At 62.5% G+C, this 17012-nt stretch carries 16 protein-coding genes; 13 read left to right on the top strand and 3 right to left on the bottom strand.

The annotated features are described in order from the left end of the window. Window positions 1-35: 35 nt before the first annotated feature. On the top strand, window positions 36-1214 hold the full coding sequence (locus AC4PTT_RS16075; RefSeq protein WP_492161642.1) for an NnrS family protein: 1179 nt from the start codon (window positions 36-38) through the stop codon (window positions 1212-1214). Here the strand turns inward: AC4PTT_RS16075 and AC4PTT_RS16070 are convergent. Further along, on the bottom strand, window positions 1175-1480 hold the full coding sequence (locus AC4PTT_RS16070) for a DUF6455 family protein (RefSeq protein ID WP_492161641.1): 306 nt from the start codon (window positions 1478-1480) through the stop codon (window positions 1175-1177). The two genes, AC4PTT_RS16075 and AC4PTT_RS16070, sit on opposite strands and share 40 nt — an antisense overlap. A gap of 228 nt (window positions 1481-1708) precedes the next feature. Here AC4PTT_RS16070 and AC4PTT_RS16065 point away from each other — a divergent pair, with 228 nt between their 5' ends. The 4 genes from AC4PTT_RS16065 (at window position 1709) to AC4PTT_RS16050 (ending at window position 4972) form a co-directional block, all read left to right on the top strand. Continuing rightward, on the top strand, window positions 1709-3133 hold the full coding sequence (locus tag AC4PTT_RS16065; protein ID WP_390881194.1) for a PAS domain-containing sensor histidine kinase: 1425 nt from the start codon (window positions 1709-1711) through the stop codon (window positions 3131-3133). Then, window positions 3126-3743, top strand: coding sequence for a response regulator FixJ (gene fixJ, locus AC4PTT_RS16060; protein WP_432515984.1), 618 nt, complete (start codon window positions 3126-3128; stop codon window positions 3741-3743). Before AC4PTT_RS16065 ends, fixJ begins: the two co-directional genes overlap by 8 nt. A 178-nt stretch (window positions 3744-3921) precedes the next feature. Next, entirely contained in the window at window positions 3922-4224 is a 303-nt protein-coding gene (locus AC4PTT_RS16055) for a hypothetical protein (protein WP_222473822.1), read from the top strand. A 79-nt stretch (window positions 4225-4303) separates the two neighbouring features. Further along, the gene (locus tag AC4PTT_RS16050; RefSeq protein ID WP_113154379.1) at window positions 4304-4972 is read left to right on the top strand and encodes a helix-turn-helix domain-containing protein; all 669 of its coding nucleotides are present in this window, start codon (window positions 4304-4306) and stop codon (window positions 4970-4972) included. Window positions 4973-5257: 285 nt separating this feature from the next. Here the strand turns inward: AC4PTT_RS16050 and AC4PTT_RS16045 are convergent, their stop codons facing one another. Both AC4PTT_RS16045 and AC4PTT_RS16040 read right to left on the bottom strand, forming a co-directional pair. Then, the gene (locus tag AC4PTT_RS16045; protein ID WP_492161640.1) at window positions 5258-8692 is read right to left on the bottom strand and encodes an AAA family ATPase; all 3435 of its coding nucleotides are present in this window, start codon (window positions 8690-8692) and stop codon (window positions 5258-5260) included. Next, on the bottom strand, window positions 8692-9927 hold the full coding sequence (locus tag AC4PTT_RS16040) for a metallophosphoesterase family protein (RefSeq protein ID WP_492161639.1): 1236 nt from the start codon (window positions 9925-9927) through the stop codon (window positions 8692-8694). Before AC4PTT_RS16040 ends, AC4PTT_RS16045 begins: the two co-directional genes overlap by 1 nt. 286 nt (window positions 9928-10213) lie before the next feature. Here AC4PTT_RS16040 and dctP point away from each other — a divergent pair, with 286 nt between their 5' ends. The 8 genes from dctP to AC4PTT_RS16000 all read left to right on the top strand — a co-directional run bounded on the left by dctP (window position 10214) and on the right by AC4PTT_RS16000 (window position 16969). Next, window positions 10214-11212: a TRAP transporter substrate-binding protein DctP gene (dctP, locus tag AC4PTT_RS16035; RefSeq protein WP_206544762.1), complete on the top strand. Its 999-nt coding sequence runs from the start codon at window positions 10214-10216 to the stop codon at window positions 11210-11212. 88 nt (window positions 11213-11300) lie between these two features. Continuing rightward, window positions 11301-12038 carry an SDR family NAD(P)-dependent oxidoreductase gene (locus AC4PTT_RS16030; RefSeq protein ID WP_492161638.1) on the top strand — a complete coding sequence of 246 codons (738 nt, stop codon included), beginning with the start codon at window positions 11301-11303 and terminating at the stop codon, window positions 12036-12038. 52 nt (window positions 12039-12090) lie between these two features. After that, window positions 12091-12519, top strand: a complete 429-nt coding sequence (locus tag AC4PTT_RS16025) for a cupin domain-containing protein (RefSeq protein WP_113154384.1) — start codon at window positions 12091-12093, stop codon at window positions 12517-12519. Window positions 12520-12588: 69 nt separating this feature from the next. Continuing rightward, entirely contained in the window at window positions 12589-13113 is a 525-nt protein-coding gene (locus tag AC4PTT_RS16020) for a TRAP transporter small permease (RefSeq protein ID WP_206544764.1), read from the top strand. A gap of 1 nt (window position 13114) precedes the next feature. Next, entirely contained in the window at window positions 13115-14398 is a 1284-nt protein-coding gene (locus tag AC4PTT_RS16015; RefSeq protein WP_113154386.1) for a TRAP transporter large permease, read from the top strand. A gap of 9 nt (window positions 14399-14407) precedes the next feature. After that, window positions 14408-15250 (top strand): IclR family transcriptional regulator, encoded by an 843-nt coding sequence (locus AC4PTT_RS16010; protein ID WP_113154387.1) that lies wholly within the window; start codon window positions 14408-14410, stop codon window positions 15248-15250. Between the two features lie 76 nt (window positions 15251-15326). After that, on the top strand, window positions 15327-16169 hold the full coding sequence (locus AC4PTT_RS16005; RefSeq protein ID WP_492161637.1) for a fumarylacetoacetate hydrolase family protein: 843 nt from the start codon (window positions 15327-15329) through the stop codon (window positions 16167-16169). Continuing rightward, on the top strand, window positions 16166-16969 hold the full coding sequence (locus AC4PTT_RS16000; RefSeq protein WP_492161636.1) for an SDR family NAD(P)-dependent oxidoreductase: 804 nt from the start codon (window positions 16166-16168) through the stop codon (window positions 16967-16969). Before AC4PTT_RS16005 ends, AC4PTT_RS16000 begins: the two co-directional genes overlap by 4 nt. The last annotated feature ends 43 nt before the right edge of the window (window positions 16970-17012 follow it).

Here is a 17012-nt window from a genome sequence, read left to right as displayed (position 1 = left end):
GCATCCGTCCGGCCCTACCTTTTCAGGAGTTGGCGATGGCTGTACCGAGATTGCGGGCCTATGAGGGGCCGGCGGTGTTGTCCTATGGGTTTCGGCCCTTCTTCCTTCTGGGCGCAGCCTATTCGGGCCTCTCCATTCTCGCCTGGTTGCCCATCTATATGGGGCTTCTTGAAACGCGCAGCCTTTTCCTGCCGGTCGACTGGCATGTGCACGAGATGCTGTTCGGCTTTCTGGCGGCTGTCGTCGCCGGCTTTCTGCTCACCGCCATTCCCAACTGGACCGGGCGGCTGCCCGTGCAGGGAACGCCGCTCGCGGTTCTGGTTGCGCTGTGGATCGCGGGGCGCGTGGCCATCTACTATTCCGCATCGCTTGGATGGTGGCAGGCCGCCATCATCGACAATGCGTTTCTCGTGGCGCTGACGCTGGCGGCTGTGCGCGAAATCGTTGCCGGCCGCAACTGGCGCAATCTCAAGGTGCTGATGCCGCTCGCGGTTCTTCTGCTCGCCAACATCCTGTTTCATGTCGAGGTGCAGACGGCAGGGATCTCCGATGTGAGCCGCCGGCTTGGCCTTGGCGCGGCCATTGTCCTGATCATGATCATCGGCGGGCGCATCATTCCGAGCTTCACCCGCAACTGGCTGGTGCGCGAAAATCCCGGGCGTCTGCCCGTGCCGTTCGGGCAATATGACGTCGCTTCGCTTGTTGTTTCAACGGCGGCGCTTACCCTGTGGGTGTTCCTGCCCGAGGCGCTGCTGACGGGCGTTCTGCTCGCAATCGCCGCAGTCTCGCAGGCCGTGCGCCTGACGCGCTGGGCCGGTGAGCGCACCGTGCGGGACGCGCTGGTGCTCATGCTGCACATCGCCTATGCCTTCGTGCCCTTCGGTCTCGGGCTGCTGGCGCTCTCGGCGCTGTTGCCCGAGAGCGTGCCGCAGGCCGCCGGGTTTCATGCGCTCGGCGGCGGCGCCATTGGCGCGATGACGCTGGCGGTTATGATGCGCGCGACGCTGGGGCACACCGGGCGCATGCTGAAGGCCGGACTGGCGGGAGGTGTGATCTTCGGTGCTGTCTGCGTGGCCGCAATCGTGCGCGTCTGGGCTGCTTTCGAGCCGGGACTGGCTTGGGTTCACATTTCCGGAACGGCCTGGATGATCGCGTTTCTCGGGTTTGCGCTGATCTACAGCCCGGCGCTGCTCAGGGCGAGGCGTTCGTCCTGAGTCTCTTCCTCAAGGCGTGTCATTTTATTGAAGAGAACTGCGTTCGGGCAGAAGGACGGCGGCTGGCGTTTTGTTTCTCCGGCAGTTGCCGCCAGCCAGCCCTGACAGGAATCGGCATTGCGGCAGCGGGCGCAGGTGCGAACGGCCGAGGCGAGCGTCAGGCCAAGGCGATCGGCAGCGAGCCGCTGCAAATCCACATCGCAGCGGTCCATCATCTTGCCCATCAATTTGGCATGCGTTTCAATTTTCTGGGACAAGCGTTTCATTTCCGACTCCAAACATTAATCGGAGACTATCACCCATTACGATACAGTGCGCTTTGCGCTGGATCAAACAGTTGGCAATTGTGCCATGGCCGAGGCTTGCAGTGACACGCACGTGCGGAAATAATGCGCACCACAAACGAACCCGTTGCGGAAGGGGCAATCTTGGGTCACGATTTCGATATTGCTGAACCGGCGCGCCGCACCGGGGTGCCGGGCTATGTCGTTGCCATGGGCGGCAGTCTGATCCTTCTGGCCGCCCGCCTGTGGATGGGGCCGGCGTTCAGCGGCATCTGGATCATTTTCCTTGCATCGCTCACGGCCCTTTACGCCGCGATCCTTGGCGGGCGTGTTGCCGGAATTGTCGCGGTGGCGCTGGTTGCCGGAGCCGTGGCGCTGGTCGGCGTCGTGGACACGCTGCCGCTCTCGCTTCCCGTGTTTGCCGCGCTCATCGCCTTTCTCATCCTTATCGCCCATGTGGGCGCTGCCTATTTCAACGCCGAGGATGCGGGAAAGCTGGTGCGCCAGCAGCTTGCGGCGCGCGACGCGCATCTGAACTCCATTCTCGACACGGTTCCGGACGCCACCGTCGTCATCGACCACAAGGGAACGATGGTGTCGTTCAACCGCGCTGCAGTGCGCCAGTTCGGCTATACGGAAGACGAGGCGCGCGGCAACAATGTGAAAATGCTGATGCCCGAGCCCTATCGCGGGCAGCATGACGGCTATATCGAGCGCTACAAGACCACGGGTGAACGCCGCATCATCGGCATCGACCGCGTGGTGGTCGGTCAGCGCAAGGATGGCTCCACCTTTCCCATGAAGCTCGCTGTTGGCGAGATGAAGAGTGGCGGGCGCACCTTCTTCACCGGTTTCATCCGCGACCTGACCGAGCGTGCGGAAACCGAAGCGCAGATGGAAGAGGTGCAGGCGGAACTGGCGCGTCTTGCCCGCCTCAACGAGCTGGGGGAAATGGCCTCGACCCTGGCGCATGAACTCAATCAGCCGCTTTCGGCCGTCTCCAACTATGTGCAGGGCTGCAAGCGGCTCCTGAACGATCTGGATGACCCCGTGGCCGAGCGCATGCGCGATGCGCTGGAAGAGACGGCGCGGCAGTCGCTTCATGCCGGACAGATCATCCGTCATCTGCGTGAATTCGTCTCGCGTGGTGAGAGCGAGAAGCACCCGGAAGACCTGCAAAAACTGGTCGAGGAGGCCGCCGCACTCGCCCTGATGGGCTCACGCGAGCTCGGCGTGCACACCGTCTTCGAGTTCGAAGCCGGGCTTGGCAGGGTTTTCGTGGACCGGGTGCAGATCCAGCAGATCTTGATCAATCTCATGCGCAATGCCATGGAGGCGATGCGCGAGAGTGACGGTCGCGAACTCAAGGTGACCGTGGCTTTCAACGAGGAAGGCGACGCCATAGACATTGACGTGTCCGATACGGGAACGGGAGTGCCCGAGGAAATCGCCGAGAACCTTTTCAAGCCGTTTGTCTCATCCAAGAGGGGCGGCATGGGCGTGGGGCTTGCGATCTCAAAGCGGATTGCCGAAGCCCATGGCGGCATGTTGAAACTGATCGTGAGTTCGGGCGAGGGGACGACATTCCGTTTCACGCTGCCCGCAATGGAAGAGCAGGAATTGCAGAATGCCTGATGATGTGGTGATCCATATCGTTGATGATGAAGAGCCGGTGCGCAAATCGCTGGCTTTTCTGCTCACCATGTCCGGGCATGTGGCGCGGGTGCATGAATCGGCAACGGCCTTTCTCAAGGTTGCGCCCGGGCTGCAGAGTGCCTGCCTGATCACCGATCTGAGAATGCCGGACATGAGCGGCGTCGAGCTTCTGCAGCGGCTGAACGAGCACGGCGCCATGCTGCCGGCCATCGTCATCACCGGCCATGGCGACGTGCCGATGGCGGTCGAGGCGATGAAGGCGGGCGCGCTGGACTTCATCGAAAAGCCGTTCTCCGACGACACGCTCATGGAGGCGCTTTCCCGCGCGATCTGCGAACTCGACAAGCGGCCGCCCGCCGCCGCCGATGCGGCGCTGGTGCGGGGACGGGTGGAGCAGCTTTCGGAGCGCGAACAGCAGGTGATGCGCCGGATCGTGGCGGGCATGCCCAACAAGACGATCGCCTTTGAACTCGATATTTCCCCGCGCACGGTCGAGGTTCACCGGGCCAATGTGATGTCCAAGATGCAGGCCAGAAACCTGCCGGAACTGGTTCGCATGGTCCTGCAGGCCGGTGATCCGGTCGACTGATTTCGCCTTTCACTGGGCGTTTTGATCCAACGCAAAGCACGATGGCGACCGACGGCAGAGATTGTACACTGCCGCGGTGACTGATTTGCGTTGCCCGGCAGTGAGGAGATGCCGGGATGTGCATGCAATGATTCTCGTGGTGGCGCCCGATTCAGCCTTTCGATTGTCACTGCGATTCATGCTTGAATCGGAGGGGTACGACGTTGTCGTGCCGCGCAATCTGGAAGAGGTTGAACGGCTGCGCCGCACGGCTGCCTGCACGATTGTGGATCATGAAGTCCTTGCCGACATGAAGGTGCCGCTTGAACGGCTGCTTGGCGGGGCCGGGCCACTCGTTCTTCTGGCCGATACGCTGGATGAGATGCCGCAGGCCGGGCACATAAGAACCATAGAAAAACCGCTCCTTGGGAGCGCCGTCGTCAACGCGGTTCACGACCTTCTGGAGCAGGCCCGGCATCGCGATCTGAGAGGCGCTACGTAGAATCCCGTAGGGACAAAACCGAATTTCGCGCGTGCGGGCATTGCGGCAGTAATGGAGCATCCAAACGACGGAGGCACCCATGTTTGCACAGGCCGCAACCGCACACGCACCGACAGCTCCTTTCCGGGGGCATCAGCGTCTTGCCGAGGCGCGTCCGGCGCCTGCGTCGTTTTCTCCCGACCAGCCGCACCAGATTGCCTTCTTCGAGGCCAATGAAGAGGTCTATGCGCAGGGCGAGCGCGCCAATGCGCTCTATCAGGTCGAGTTCGGTGCGGTTCGCCTCTATCGCCTCCTGTCGGACGGTCGCCGTCAGATCAGCGCCTTCCATGTGGCGGGCGAAGTGTTCGGTTTCGAAGCCGACGGCCATCATCATTTCTTTGCTGAAGCCGTTGGCCCGGCTGGCATTCGCGTGTTCCGTCAGCCTGCCAATGAAGGCAACTGGCGCCAGACGCTGGACGCCGCTCTGGGGGCGCTCGTTCGTGCGCAGGAGCATCTTCTGGTGATTGGCCGGCAGAACGCCGCCGAACGCGTCGCCGCCTTCCTTCTCGACATGATGGAGCGTCAGGACAATGCCCGCGAGGTGCAGCTTCCCATGTCGCGCACCGATATTGGCGATTATCTGGGCCTGACCATCGAAACGGTTTCGCGCACTTTCTCGAAGTTCAAGAGCAAGGGCCTCGTCCGCCTGGCCAACACGCGCACGGTGGAAGTGGTCGACGAAGCCGCCCTCAGGGCCATGTGCGCCTGAGGCGGCGGGGCGAGAACCAGTGCGCAAAGAGCCAAGAGTTCTTTGAGTGATATTATCCAATTGATGCATTAATATGGTCGCCTTGGCTTTTAGCCGGTGGGCAGGCGATGACGATGCATCGTGGATGCGACTTTGCGTGCGGTAATGGCTCGTTCGGAAGGCGCATACGGATGCTCGCCTTTGGTCTGCCCCTTTGGTCTGCCTGCGTGGTGCTTTCGGAAAATACCCGCCCGTCGTTCCTAAATATCTTTCACCTGGGCGAGCACCCAGAGGGTTCTTCCTTCTTCAAATCTCATGAACGCGGGGCGGGGTGTCGCAGACGTTTTGTGCCAGGTCGATCACGTGGCGGTGGTGGGTCAGGTAGATGGCCTGGCCGCGGCGGCCGATCTGTTCCATCACCCGGCAGGCGGCGCTGGTGCGGTTCTCATCGAATGTCTCGAAAATATCGTCGCAGAAAAAGGGTAGGCGGGTGCCCTGCGCGATCAGCTGCTCGTGTGCGGCGGCGCGCAGCGCCAGATAAAGCTGGAAGCGTGTTCCCTTGGAAAGCTCAGCCACCCGCTTGGCCGTTCCGTCGCGAGCGACTGCAAGAAGCGTTTCGTCATTGCCTTCGGGCTGTGTCGTCAGGCGTTCATAAGCGCCCTGCGTCAGCGTTGAGAAGCAGCTTTCGGTGGCGGCCATCATGCCGCTGCGATGGGTGTCCCGGTAGCGGCGGATCGCCTCGTCGGCCAGCCGGTAGCCCAGTGAAAGCTCCAGATGATCGCGGGCAGCCTCCTCCAACTCCAATTCAAGCGTGGCCTTGCGCTCCGTCATGGCGGCAATGTCGGCGTCGCCGGTCACGCGAAGCAGCGCCTGCTCTGCCGTCACGCGCTTCTCGGTCGTTGCGGTCAACTGGCGTTCGGCCTCCGTCACGTCAGCTTTCAGGCTTTCCGCCTCGGCTTCAAGGGCGGCAGCTGTGACGCCTTGCAGCAGATCGCGGGCGCACTCCATGCTTTCCAGGCCCAGTTCGGAGAGAACCGTGCGTTCAAGCCTGGCCTTTTCCTGTCGCTCGGCGATGACCTGTTGGGCCTGTGTGGCGGTGCGGCGCATGGCATCGAGTGTGTCGACCGGCGCGTCTTCGGGGAAAATCCGCCCCATCACTTCGACCTCGCGGTCGATGTCTTTCAGCCGCTTCTCTTTCTCCGTCAGCCGGGCGCTGGCCCGGTCGAGATTTGCGCTCAGCTCCGCCGCGCGTGTTTCCGCAGCGCGTGCCGCTTCGGAGCGTTCACGCAGCAGCGAGAATGTTGCAGCTGCGGTTTCGGCCACGGGAATATCGTGGGTGGCGGCGAGCGCCGTGACCCTGCTTTCGAAAAGCGCCTGATCGGCCTCCATGGTCGCGACGCGCTGCGCGGCGTCGGCGCGTTTTTCTTCGCCGTCGCGCAGAGCCCGCAGCGGATCGAGTGTCGCCAGAAGGCTCTCCTCATTTACTGCTGAACCCAGGAGATCGCGGACCAGATCACGCCAGTTAGCTTTGGCCTGTGTGGCCTTTTCCTTTGCAGCTTCCTGCCTTTTCGTTCTGCGGCGCAGCTCTTCGTCAATCGTGCGGCGCGCCTCATGAGCCTGTGCTGCGGCGGCAATCGCCTCGCTTTCCGCCTCGGCCAGAGTGCGGGCTGCGGCAAGAGCGCTGTCCAGAACCGGGTTCTCGAGGTTCAGATGGGGGAGGAGCGTATCAAGCAGATGCTCCGCCCGCGCCAGCGTCGGGCGATGCGTTTCGCGCAGACGCGCGGTTCTGGCCGAAGCCTCTGCCGCCGCCTCGTGGCGCTTCACCCAGTCGAGCCACTCCGCCGGCGACAGCGGGCGCGGAAGGCCGGCGGATTCGGCGGCATCGTTCACGGCGCTTTCAAGCGCGGCCTGTTTTTCGCGAAGCGCTGTCAGTCGCGCCTGTGCCTGATCGGCGCGCGCCTGCAACTCAGCACCGGCCTGTTCGATCTGGCGCAGCTGCCCGAGATCGCGCGCCTGCAGGACGCGCGACTGCATCGCCGCATCAAGCGCATGAAGCGCATGTTCGAAGGTCTGTGCACTCCCGTCGTTCAATTCCGCGCGGTGTCTTTGCCAAAGCCGGTCCCGCTCGGTCTTGAGGGTGTTTGCCTCGCCATCTGAAACAAGGCTTGTGTCGGAGGCGAGCTGGGCGGCCTGCGCGCGGCGGGCGGCCAAATCCTCACGATGCTGCGAAAGCGCTTCTTCGGCCTGGGCGATCTGCCGCGTAAGTTCCGCGTGGGCCTCGGCCCAGTCCTGCGCCTTCAGGAGGCTTGTCGGGCAGTCCGGCAGTGTCTCGAAACGGACAGCGCCGACCGTGAGGCCTTCGCGCGCAAGGCGCTCGTCAGCGGCCGCCGCATCAATCGCCTGCTCGGCCCGTGCGATAAGGGGAACAAGGCGCTCCACATCATGGCGGGCGAGTATCTCGCCGATCCCGCACGCGGCCGGGATCTTCGCTGCCGCCGCTTCATGTGCCGTTTCCGCCTGCTCGAAACGCGCCGCCAGATCCTCGATCTCCCGGCTTTCGGCCAAAAGCGTCTGCTCGGCGCTGCGCAATTCATCGCGCGCGCGTTCAAGGCTGGCAATCTGGGCGGGCGTCAGCACAAGGCTGCGCGGATTGGTGGTCCCGTCAGCGCCAAGGTCTCTGACTGCGCGAACTATGGCGCTCTCGGCTTCGGAAAGACTGGCTCGCCGGCGTTCCAGATAAAGTCCTGCGGTCACGTCACGTGCGCTTAGCTCATTCAGCGTGTCTAGCGTCTCTGAGAGGGCCACCAGTTCCGGCGTGCGGCTCAGGCCATCGCGCGCCGCGCTCGCCTCATCGATCTCCGTGGTCAGGCGCTCGATGTCCGCCCGTGTCCGGCTTTCCTCGGCAAGCAGTGTGACCAGGCTTTCCGGTTCGAAATCCAGCCTTTCGGGGAAGGATGCGAAGGGCGCGATGCGGGCTGCAAGCGCCTCGATTTCGGCCAGCATGGGCAGGGCGCGGCGTCTGGCTGCAATCCGCGCTGCATTCTCAAGCAGCCCATCGCGCGCGGTTCTGGCTTCGCTTTCCGCCTTGCGCGCATCGGTCAGCTCTTTCTTGAGGCTGCGCCATGCGCTTGCTGAAACGTCGCGCTCGCGAATGTCCTTTTCAAGCTGCGCCAGCTCACGCTTGAGAATGGCGATGCGCGTCTTGCTGGCCCTTTTGCGCCAGATTTCGTCCGCTTCTTCACGCACCTTGTCCAGAACGGTGCTCAGATCCGCCACGCCGGCGGCTGCGGAGAAGAGAAGCCGCCCGATATCGCCGCGCGCCTGCGCGATTTCTTCGCCGCCGCGCTCGATGGTTTCGTCGTCAAGGCACAGAAGGTGGCGGTAATCCTCTTCGGAAAGGCCAGCCAGAAGGGCCGATATGGCGGTCTCGGGCAGGGGCGCGCCTGCCTCATCCACCAGCGCGCCGCTGCGTGTGGGAAGGCGGGTGAACCAGCGCAGGTCGCCGTCGATTTCCAGTTGCCCGGACACCTGCAGATTGCTGCGCTGGTGTTTGAAGGCGTAGCCCTCGCGGTTCGGGAAGCCATAGAAGAGGCGCAGCGCCGCCTCCATCGTGGTCGTCTTGCCCGCCTCGTTGGGCCCGTAGATGATGTGGAAATCGGGTTTCTCTCCGGCTTCGCCGAAGTCGAACTGACGGCCCGTGAAATGGCCGAAACGGTCCATGGAGAGTTTGCGCAGACGCATCAGTTTTCAGCACCCTTCAGCCGCGCCAGAACACGCTCGCTTCCGGCTTCGGCAAGGCTTTGGGTGAGCCTTTCCGCTGCGGCCTCATCGGGCACGAGCCGCGCGCGAATGGCCGGCGGCAGATCCATCAGAACCTCATCGATTTCGGTCTGGGCCGCGCTCGCAAAGCCGGGTTCCGCCTGGATTGCGGTGATCGTTGCGGCCAGCTCGTCGGTGGCGCTAAGCGCGCCGTCGTGCTGCGCCGGCGCGTCGAGGCTGAAGTCCAGCTTCTCGATCCAGAGGCGGTCGGTCTCCCGCGCCAGTTCGCTGATCTGCTCGCCCCAGTAATCGCGGTCGCGCAGGAAATGCCAGTGGCGTTCCGGCGCGCCCTGCAGGGTGAGGCGCAGAACGCCGGCATCTGCCGTAAGCTCACCGGCGGTCGTGCGCAGGTGATCGCGCAGGAGCGTGCGCAACGCCTCGTCGCTCTGCGCCGCCGTGATGTCGAGCGCGGAATTGGTGAACTCCAGCGCCGATGTGGGGATTTCGTCGACGCGAATGCCACCGTCGTTGACGCTCAGAAGCGTCGCCGATTTCGGGCCTGCCTCTCCGATGTCACGCCCCTGCGGGATGCCGGGCATGACCACCCATGGCGCCTGCGAATGGACCTGTCTCTTGTGGACATGGCCGAGCGCCCAGTAATCGAAGCCCATCCCTGACAATTCACTGACAGTGCAGGGGGCGTAGGTGTCATGCCCCGCCGCCCCGGCAAGCGATGTGTGCAGCATGGCGATGTTCACCGCACCGGCCACGGGGGCCGAAAAGCGCGGCAGGAGGCTGTCGGGCGCGTGTCTATCTGCAAAGCTGACGCCGTGCACCCAGACATTTTCCGCAAGCTGCACCTTTCCGCCCCGTGCGTCGAAGACATGCACATGATCGGGCAGGTCGAGCGTACCGGTTATGGGGTTTTCGGCATCGTGGTTGCCCTTGATGTAGAAGACCCGGGCACCCGCCGCGCGCAGGCGATCGAGCTGTCCGGTGAGGAAGGCGGCGGTGCGCGCACTGCGCTCCTTGCCATCGAAGAGATCGCCCGAGATCAGCAGCGCCGAAACCTCTTCCGAGAGCGCGGTGTCGATGATCCGCGAAAAGGCGGCGCGGCTGGCGGTTTCCACCTTTTCACGCAGCGTCACATCGCGCAGGGCGAGCGATTTGAGCGGGGAGTCGAGGTGAATGTCGGCGGTGTGCAGAATTTTGATCAATGCGTTTCCTCTGGACACGAACATGTCACCGGCAATCGCCAATCTCAAGCATGTCCCGGCGTCGGTCGTTCAGGTTTTCGGGGAAAACGACGTTCTGTGGCTCAACCCTTTGGTTGCGAAGGGAGATGCGGCGCTGAAGCAGCGTCCCTCGTACAGGTGAAGTTTCATGTAAAAATCATATTGTGAGAATTGTAATTCGAAAAAGGTCAAAAAACTTTGACAGATATCGTATGGTGATGTTACGGAAATTGCGCCATCGCCAAGATGTGTTTTTTGGGAGGAATTCATGAAACTGCTTAAAGCCGCCGCTCTTTCCGTTTCGGTTGCCGCACTCAGCGCGGGCGCCGTGTCCGCCGCAGAGATCAAGTTCAGCTACCCCGTCGCCCAGGACAGCACGATGGGGCAGACCGTCACGAAGTTTGCAGAGCTTGTGGAGGAGAAGACCGGCGGGGCCGTCACGGTGCGCCAGTTCCCGCAGGCGCAGATCGGTAACGAGATCCAGTCGATCTCCTCCGCACAGGGCGGCATCGTCGAAATGGCGGTGACCACGACCGCAGGCCTGGCCGCCATGGTGCCGGAATTCAACGTCTTCCAGCTTCCCTTCATGTTCGGCAGCTACGAGCAGCTGGACAAGGTTTCCCGCAGCCCGGTGTCGCAGAAAATTCTGGACAAGATGGAGCCGAACAACCTCGTCGGTCTGTGCTTCTGGGATTACGGCTTCCGCAACATCACCAACAACAAGCGTCCCGTGACCAGCCTCGACGATGTGCAGGGGCTGCGCATCCGCACGATCCAGAACAAGGTCTATATCGACGCGCTTTCAGCCATGGGCATGAACCCGACGCCGCTGCCTTTCCCGGAGACGTTTACGGCTCTGGAGACCGGCGCGATCGACGGCAATGAGATCGCCAACGATGTCACCCGCTCGACATCTTTCTATGAGGTTCAGGACTACCTGACCGAGACCCAGCACTTCACCACCATCTCGGTTGTCTATGCCAGCAAGAAGTTCTGGGATGGTCTGGATGCGTCCCAGCAGGATGCGGTCCGCGCCGCCTGTGCGGAGAGCTCCGACTACAATCGTGAGATCATCAACGCCTCGAGCGGCGAAACGCTCGAATTCCTGAAGGAGAAGGGCATGCAGATCGACACGATCTCGGCCGAGAACCTTCAGGCCTTCCGCGATGCCGTCAAGCCGGTGGTCGAGGAAGTGAGCGCACAGCTCGATCAGGAGATCGTGACGGAGTTCATGGCCGAGATCGAAGCTTCGAAAAGCGCCAACTGAGTTTGGTTGTCCTGCCGCGTGGTTCGGCCGCGCGGCAGGATGGGCAGCCTTGTGCTGCGTTTCTCGTGCGTGGGAGAAGTCATTGCTTTTGAAAGACAAGATTGCGCTGGTCACGGGCGCTGGCAACCCTGAAGGCATCGGGTTTTCCGTTGCGCAGACCTTTGTGGCCGAGGGTGCATCCGTCGTGGTCGTGGACCGTGACGAGCGAGCCGTCGAACAGGCCGTAAAGGCGCTCGGCGAACGGGCTGTCGGTGTTGCGGCAGACCTGCGTGACGAGGCAGCCTGCCGGCGAGTTTTCGATGTGACGCGCGAGCGTTTCGGCCGCCTCGATGTTCTGGTGAACAATGCCGGGATCACCCAGCCGCGCAAATTCACCGAAATCACCGCTGCCGATTACGACGCCATCATGGACATCAATCTGCGCGGCACGGTGATGATGACCCAGGGCGCGCTGGGAATGATGGAAAGCGGCGCATCGATCATCTGCATCGCATCCATTGCCGGCCAGCGTGGCGGTGGCCTGATGGGCGGCGCTCACTATGCCGCCTCCAAGGGAGCCGTGCTGTCGCTTGTGAAGTCGGTCGCGCGCGAAATCTCTCCGGACGGCATTCGTATCAATGCGGTGAACCCCGGCGTCATCATGTCGAGCATGACGCGTGATTTCTATGATGATGTGCAGACGGCGCGGGTTCTGCCGCAGATCCCGATCGGTCGCTTTGGAGCGCCGCAGGATGTGGCGAACACCTGCCTTTTCCTCGCATCCGACCTGTCGTCCTACATGACCGGCTCTGCCGTCGATGTGAATGGCGGCATGCACATGAACTGAGGCGGCGATTGCCGTCTCACCGACTTCAACATCAATCCAACAGGAGATTGTGATGAGTGGACCCGTCGTCCCCGTCGTTACCCGCGCCAATGAGCTGAGCGACAAGACCGGCCAGTCCGGCGATTGCGTTCGCCGCTCGGGGGTCAGCCCGCAGCACACGCCGGCAACGAAGATCTGGTTTGGCCAGGTTTCCAACGAACCGGGCTTTCGCTCGCCGCCGCATCATCATGGCGAAGCAGAGACGGGCGGCTACGTTCTCTCCGGCCACGGCCGCATCTATTTCGGCGAGGGTTACCGCGACTATGTGGACATGATGCCCGGCGACTTCGTGTTCGTGCCGCCGCACATGCCGCATGTGGAAGTGAACATGAGCACGACCGAGGAGCTGGTCTGGCTGACCTGCCGGACGCCGGACAATATCGTGGTCAACCTGCCAGACGTTCCCGACAGCGATCTGGAAGGCTATCGTCGTCCCGCATAAGCGACCAAGCGCAGCGCCCCCGGAAAGAGGGGCGCGCGTGACATTCATGATCCTGGAGGGGGAGGACCAATGTCCAAGGTGATCGAAGCCTATTTCAGACTGCTGAAAATACTGATTGTGGTTTGCCTTGCGGGCATGGTTCTGCTGGTTTTCGGCAATGTGGTGCTGCGCTACGCCTTCAACTCGGGCATTACGGAGTCCGAGGAGTTCTCGCGCTGGCTCTTCGTCTGGATGGTGTTTCTGGGGGCGATTGTCGTTCTCCGGGAAAATGGCCATCTGGGGCTGGAATTCGTGGTCAACAGCCTGCCGCGCCCGCTCCGCAGGATCTGCCTCGGCCTTGCCCATGTGCTGATGATCTTTGCCACATGGCTGATCATCTCCGGCAGCTACACGCAGTTTCTTCTCAACATGCACACCTATGCGCCGGCGACCGGATTGCCGATCTCGTTCCTCGTGGGCGTCGGGCTGATCTTTGGCGTGTCGACCGGCGCCATTCTGGTCTGGCGGCTCTATCTGATCGTTGTCGGCAGGCTCGACCGTGTCGTGACCTTCGATGAAGAGCTGCAGGCTCTCCAGCAGAGCGGGGTGAAGTGAGATGACGCTTGGTGTCTTTCTCGTCAGCCTGCTCGGCAGCATGGCGATCGGCATGCCCATCGCCTATGCGCTGATCATGACCGGTATCGCGCTGATGTGGTATCTGGGTTTCTTCGACGCCCAGGTGATCGCGCAGAACCTTTTGAACGGCGCGGACAGCTTTCCGCTCATGGCGGTTCCCTTCTTCATGCTCGCCGGTGAAGTGATGAATGCGGGCGGCCTGTCGCGCCGGATCGTCAATCTCTCGGTTGCAGCCGTTGGCCATGTGCGCGGCGGGCTTGGTTATGTGGCCATCCTTGCGGCCCTGATCCTTGCAAGTCTTTCGGGTTCTGCGGCAGCCGACGCCGCAGCGCTTGCTGCCATCCTCGTGCCGATGATGGTGAAGGCGGGGCACGATCAGGGGCGCTCGGCGGGGCTTATCGCATCGGCGGGCATTTCCGCCCTCGTCATTCCGCCGTCCATTGGCTTTATCCTGATTGGCGTGGTGGGCAATATCTCGATCACGCGCATCTTCATCGCCGGCATCGTGCCCGGCCTCGTCATGGCGCTTGCGCTGACGGCCACCTGGTTCCTGGTGTCGCGGCGTGAAGAGACGGTGACGCGTGAACGCGTGCCATTCTCGGTTGTCATGAAAGAAGCGTGGTCGGGCATCTGGGCGCTGATGCTGCCCGTGATCATTCTCGTCGGTCTGCGCTTTGGCGTCTTCACGCCGACCGAGGCCGGTGTGATCGCTGCCGTCTACGCGCTGTTTGTCTCGATGGTGATCTATCGGGAACTGAGCGTCGCCCAGCTCTTCGACGTGTTTCTTGGCGCGGCCAAGACCACTTCCATGGTCATGTTCCTCGTGGCTGCCGCTCTGGTTTCCAGCTGGATGATCACGATTGCCGGCCTGACCGCGCAGATTTCGGCGCTGGTTGCGCCCTTTGCCGACAATCCCATTCTTCTGATGGCGGCAGTGGTGGGGCTGGTCGTGGTGATTGGCTGTGCAATGGACATGGTGCCGATCATCCTGATCCTCGTCCCGGTCCTGATGCCAACCATCAAGGCGGCAGGGATCGATCCGGTCTATTTTGCAGTGATCTTCATGATCGCGGCGGCCGTCGGTCTTTTGACCCCGCCGGTCGGCAGCGTGCTCAACGTCGTGGCCGGCGTGGCCCGGATACCGCTCGCACGGGTCATTCAGGGCGTGGGACCGTTTATCCTGGCGCAGATTGCCGTGCTTGTTCTGCTTATCCTGTTCCCCGATATCGTTATGGTACCGGCGAACTTCATTTCTGGAAATTAGGGACACGTCATGGCTCCGTTGGAAGACGAAACCGAAGGCAAGATGAACAGCCTCGACAAGATGCTGTCCGTTCTGAACGGGTTCAACGAAGACAATCTGATGATCGATGTCGCCCAGGCGGCGGAACTGTCGGGTTCGTCCCGTGCAAGCGCCTATCGGTATCTGCAGGCGCTGACGCGGTCGGGCCTGCTGACGCCCGCGAGCGGCGGCAGCTACGTGATCGGTTCGCGCGTGATCGAGCTGGAAATGCTGAAGCGGGAGAACGATCCGCTCCTGCGCGCGGCGCGCTATCTGATCCGCTACTATGCCGATTGCATGGGCATGAACATCATGCTGTGCAGCTATTATGGCGACAAGGTGCTCTGCGCGGACAATGCATGGCCCGACCACAGCATCCCGGAGATCTACAAGCCCGGCCGTTCCATGCCGATTTTCAAGGGTGCGATGGCGAAGGTCATTCTGGCCAATCTCTCGCCTTCGCAGCTGAAGAGCATCCATTCGTGGAACGCCGAGCGCATTCGCGAAAGTGGCCTCGGCGAAACGCTGGAAGCGTTCCTCGCGCGCATGGCGGAAATCCGCAGTGCAGGCGTGACCATTACACAGGGCGAGGTGGTCGACGGTCTCGTGGGAATAGCCGCGCCGATCCGCGACGGTGAAGAGCGCGTTCTGGGAAGCGTCGTCTTCGTCCTGTCCATCGAACATTTCAACAGTCTCGAGCGTGATGCGCTGGCACAGGAGATCCGCCACATCGCGTCCGAAATCGAGCACGGCATTCTGCGCGCCAGCAAATTTGCCGCAACCGCACCAACCGCGGCAGCGCGTCCGCGCCGCGTTCCCGTCTATCGGGGCTGAGTTCGTCGATCAGCGTGATCGCCGACGAAATGCCCGATCCATCCAAGCCCGACCCATTCAAGGAGGAGAAACACAGATGAAGTTGCTGCGCTATGGGCCGAAAGGGCAGGAAAAGCCCGGTCTGGTCGATGCGGAGGGTCAGATCCGTGACCTGTCGCGCCATGTTCCCGACATTGCCGGCGATGCTCTTTCTCCCGCAGGGCTCGCGGCGATTGCTGCGCTGGATATCGCTTCCCTTCCAGCGGTCGAGGGTTCGCCACGGATTGGCCCCTGCGTCGGTCGGGTCGGCAAGTTTCTCTGCATCGGACTGAACTTCGCCGACCACGCGCGCGAGACGGGCAAGGAGCCTCCGAGCGAACCCGTTGTCTTTGCCAAGGCCGTCTCCGCGATCTGCGGACCCAATGACGATGTCGAAATTCCGCGTGGCTCGGACCGCACCGACTGGGAAGTCGAGATGGGCGTGGTGATCGGCTCGCGGGCGAAATACATCTCCGAAGCCGAGGCGATGGATCATGTCGCCGGTTTCTGTCTCATCAATGACCTGTCCGAGCGCCGTTTCCAGTCGGAGCGAGGCGGGCAGTGGACGAAGGGCAAGAGCCACGACACGTTTGGCCCGATTGGCCCCTGGCTTGTGACGCGGGACGAGATTGCCGATGTGCAGAATCTCGACATGTGGCTGGATGTCGATGACGAGCGACGGCAGACCGGCAACACCAGCACGATGATTTTCGGTGTGGCGGAACTCGTCAGCTATCTCTCCCAGTTCATGACGCTGGAGCCGGGCGATGTCATTTCGTCGGGCACGCCGCCCGGCGTCGGCCTTGGCATGAAGCCGCCAACCTTCCTGAGGGAAGGGCAGGTCGTGCGGCTTGGCATTTCCGGTCTCGGTGAGCAGCGTCAGACGATGGTGCAGGCGTGAGCACGGCTGCCGAATGGCGGGCGCAGATGACGGATCTCTCCGGCAAGGCGGCAATCGTCACCGGGGGCGCGCGCGGTCAGGGGGAGGCGGAAGCGCGCCTTCTGGCCGAGTGCGGCGCGCAGGTCATGATCTGCGATGTGCTCGTGGATGAAGGAACGGCGCTGGCGGCAGAGCTCGGCGAGCGCGCGTGCTTTCGTCAGCTGGACGTGACCGATGCGGAAGCCTGGGGAAATACGGTCGCGGCAATGCACGACTGGGCTGGCAGGCTCGATATCCTCGTCAACAATGCGGGGATCATCAATCGCACGCTGATCGCGTCGACGGAGCCCGAAGCCTGGCGCAGGCTTCTTGATGTGAACCTGACGGGCGCCTTTCTCGGCATCCGCGCCGCAGCTCCCCTGATGGTGGAGGGCGGCGGCGGCAGCATCATCAACATCTCCTCCAATTCCGCATTCTCCGGCCATGCGGATCCGGCCTACACGGCCAGCAAATGGGGGCTTCGCGGCCTGACACGGTCGGCGGCGAACGAGTTTTCCGCAGATGGCATTCGCGTGAATACGGTCTGCCCCGGCCTGATCGTGACGGGACTGAACCGCGAGTCACCGCATCTGCGCCCGATGATCGACCTGACCCCTGCGGGGCGCTCCGGTGAGGCGGAGGAGGTTGCGCAGCTCGTGCTCTATCTCGCCTCGGACGCCTCGCGGTTCGTGACAGGCGAGGATTTTCTCATCGATGGCGGCTTCGTCGCCGGCGCGGCCTATCGGCGGGTCGGCGTTGATACGGGAATTTTGCGGGGGTAGGGCGCGGGAGCGGCGTCTGCCGTGAGAGCTGCCGGGGGGCGAA

It is taken from the genome of Nitratireductor sp. WH36-1 (assembly GCF_058725515.1).
This window is presented reverse-complemented; position numbering and strand designations above follow the sequence as displayed.

Bases quoted from the DNA above. Each gene is read 5' to 3' on its own strand.
- AC4PTT_RS16005 (WP_492161637.1), top strand. From the start codon at position 15,327: ATGAAGTTGCTGCGCTATGGGCCGAAAGGGCAGGAAAAGCCCGGTCTG.
- AC4PTT_RS16015 (WP_113154386.1), top strand. From the start codon at position 13,115: ATGACGCTTGGTGTCTTTCTCGTCAGCCTGCTCGGCAGCATGGCGATC.
- dctP (WP_206544762.1), top strand. From the start codon at position 10,214: ATGAAACTGCTTAAAGCCGCCGCTCTTTCCGTTTCGGTTGCCGCACTC.
- AC4PTT_RS16045 (WP_492161640.1), bottom strand. From the start codon at position 8,692: ATGCGTCTGCGCAAACTCTCCATGGACCGTTTCGGCCATTTCACGGGC.
- AC4PTT_RS16010 (WP_113154387.1), top strand. From the start codon at position 14,408: ATGGCTCCGTTGGAAGACGAAACCGAAGGCAAGATGAACAGCCTCGAC.
- AC4PTT_RS16075 (WP_492161642.1), top strand. From the start codon at position 36: ATGGCTGTACCGAGATTGCGGGCCTATGAGGGGCCGGCGGTGTTGTCC.
- AC4PTT_RS16070 (WP_492161641.1), bottom strand. From the start codon at position 1,480: ATGAAACGCTTGTCCCAGAAAATTGAAACGCATGCCAAATTGATGGGC.
- AC4PTT_RS16065 (WP_390881194.1), top strand. From the start codon at position 1,709: ATGGGCGGCAGTCTGATCCTTCTGGCCGCCCGCCTGTGGATGGGGCCG.
- AC4PTT_RS16055 (WP_222473822.1), top strand. From the start codon at position 3,922: ATGCTTGAATCGGAGGGGTACGACGTTGTCGTGCCGCGCAATCTGGAA.
- AC4PTT_RS16025 (WP_113154384.1), top strand. From the start codon at position 12,091: ATGAGTGGACCCGTCGTCCCCGTCGTTACCCGCGCCAATGAGCTGAGC.
- fixJ (WP_432515984.1), top strand. From the start codon at position 3,126: ATGCCTGATGATGTGGTGATCCATATCGTTGATGATGAAGAGCCGGTG.
- AC4PTT_RS16050 (WP_113154379.1), top strand. From the start codon at position 4,304: ATGTTTGCACAGGCCGCAACCGCACACGCACCGACAGCTCCTTTCCGG.
- AC4PTT_RS16020 (WP_206544764.1), top strand. From the start codon at position 12,589: ATGTCCAAGGTGATCGAAGCCTATTTCAGACTGCTGAAAATACTGATT.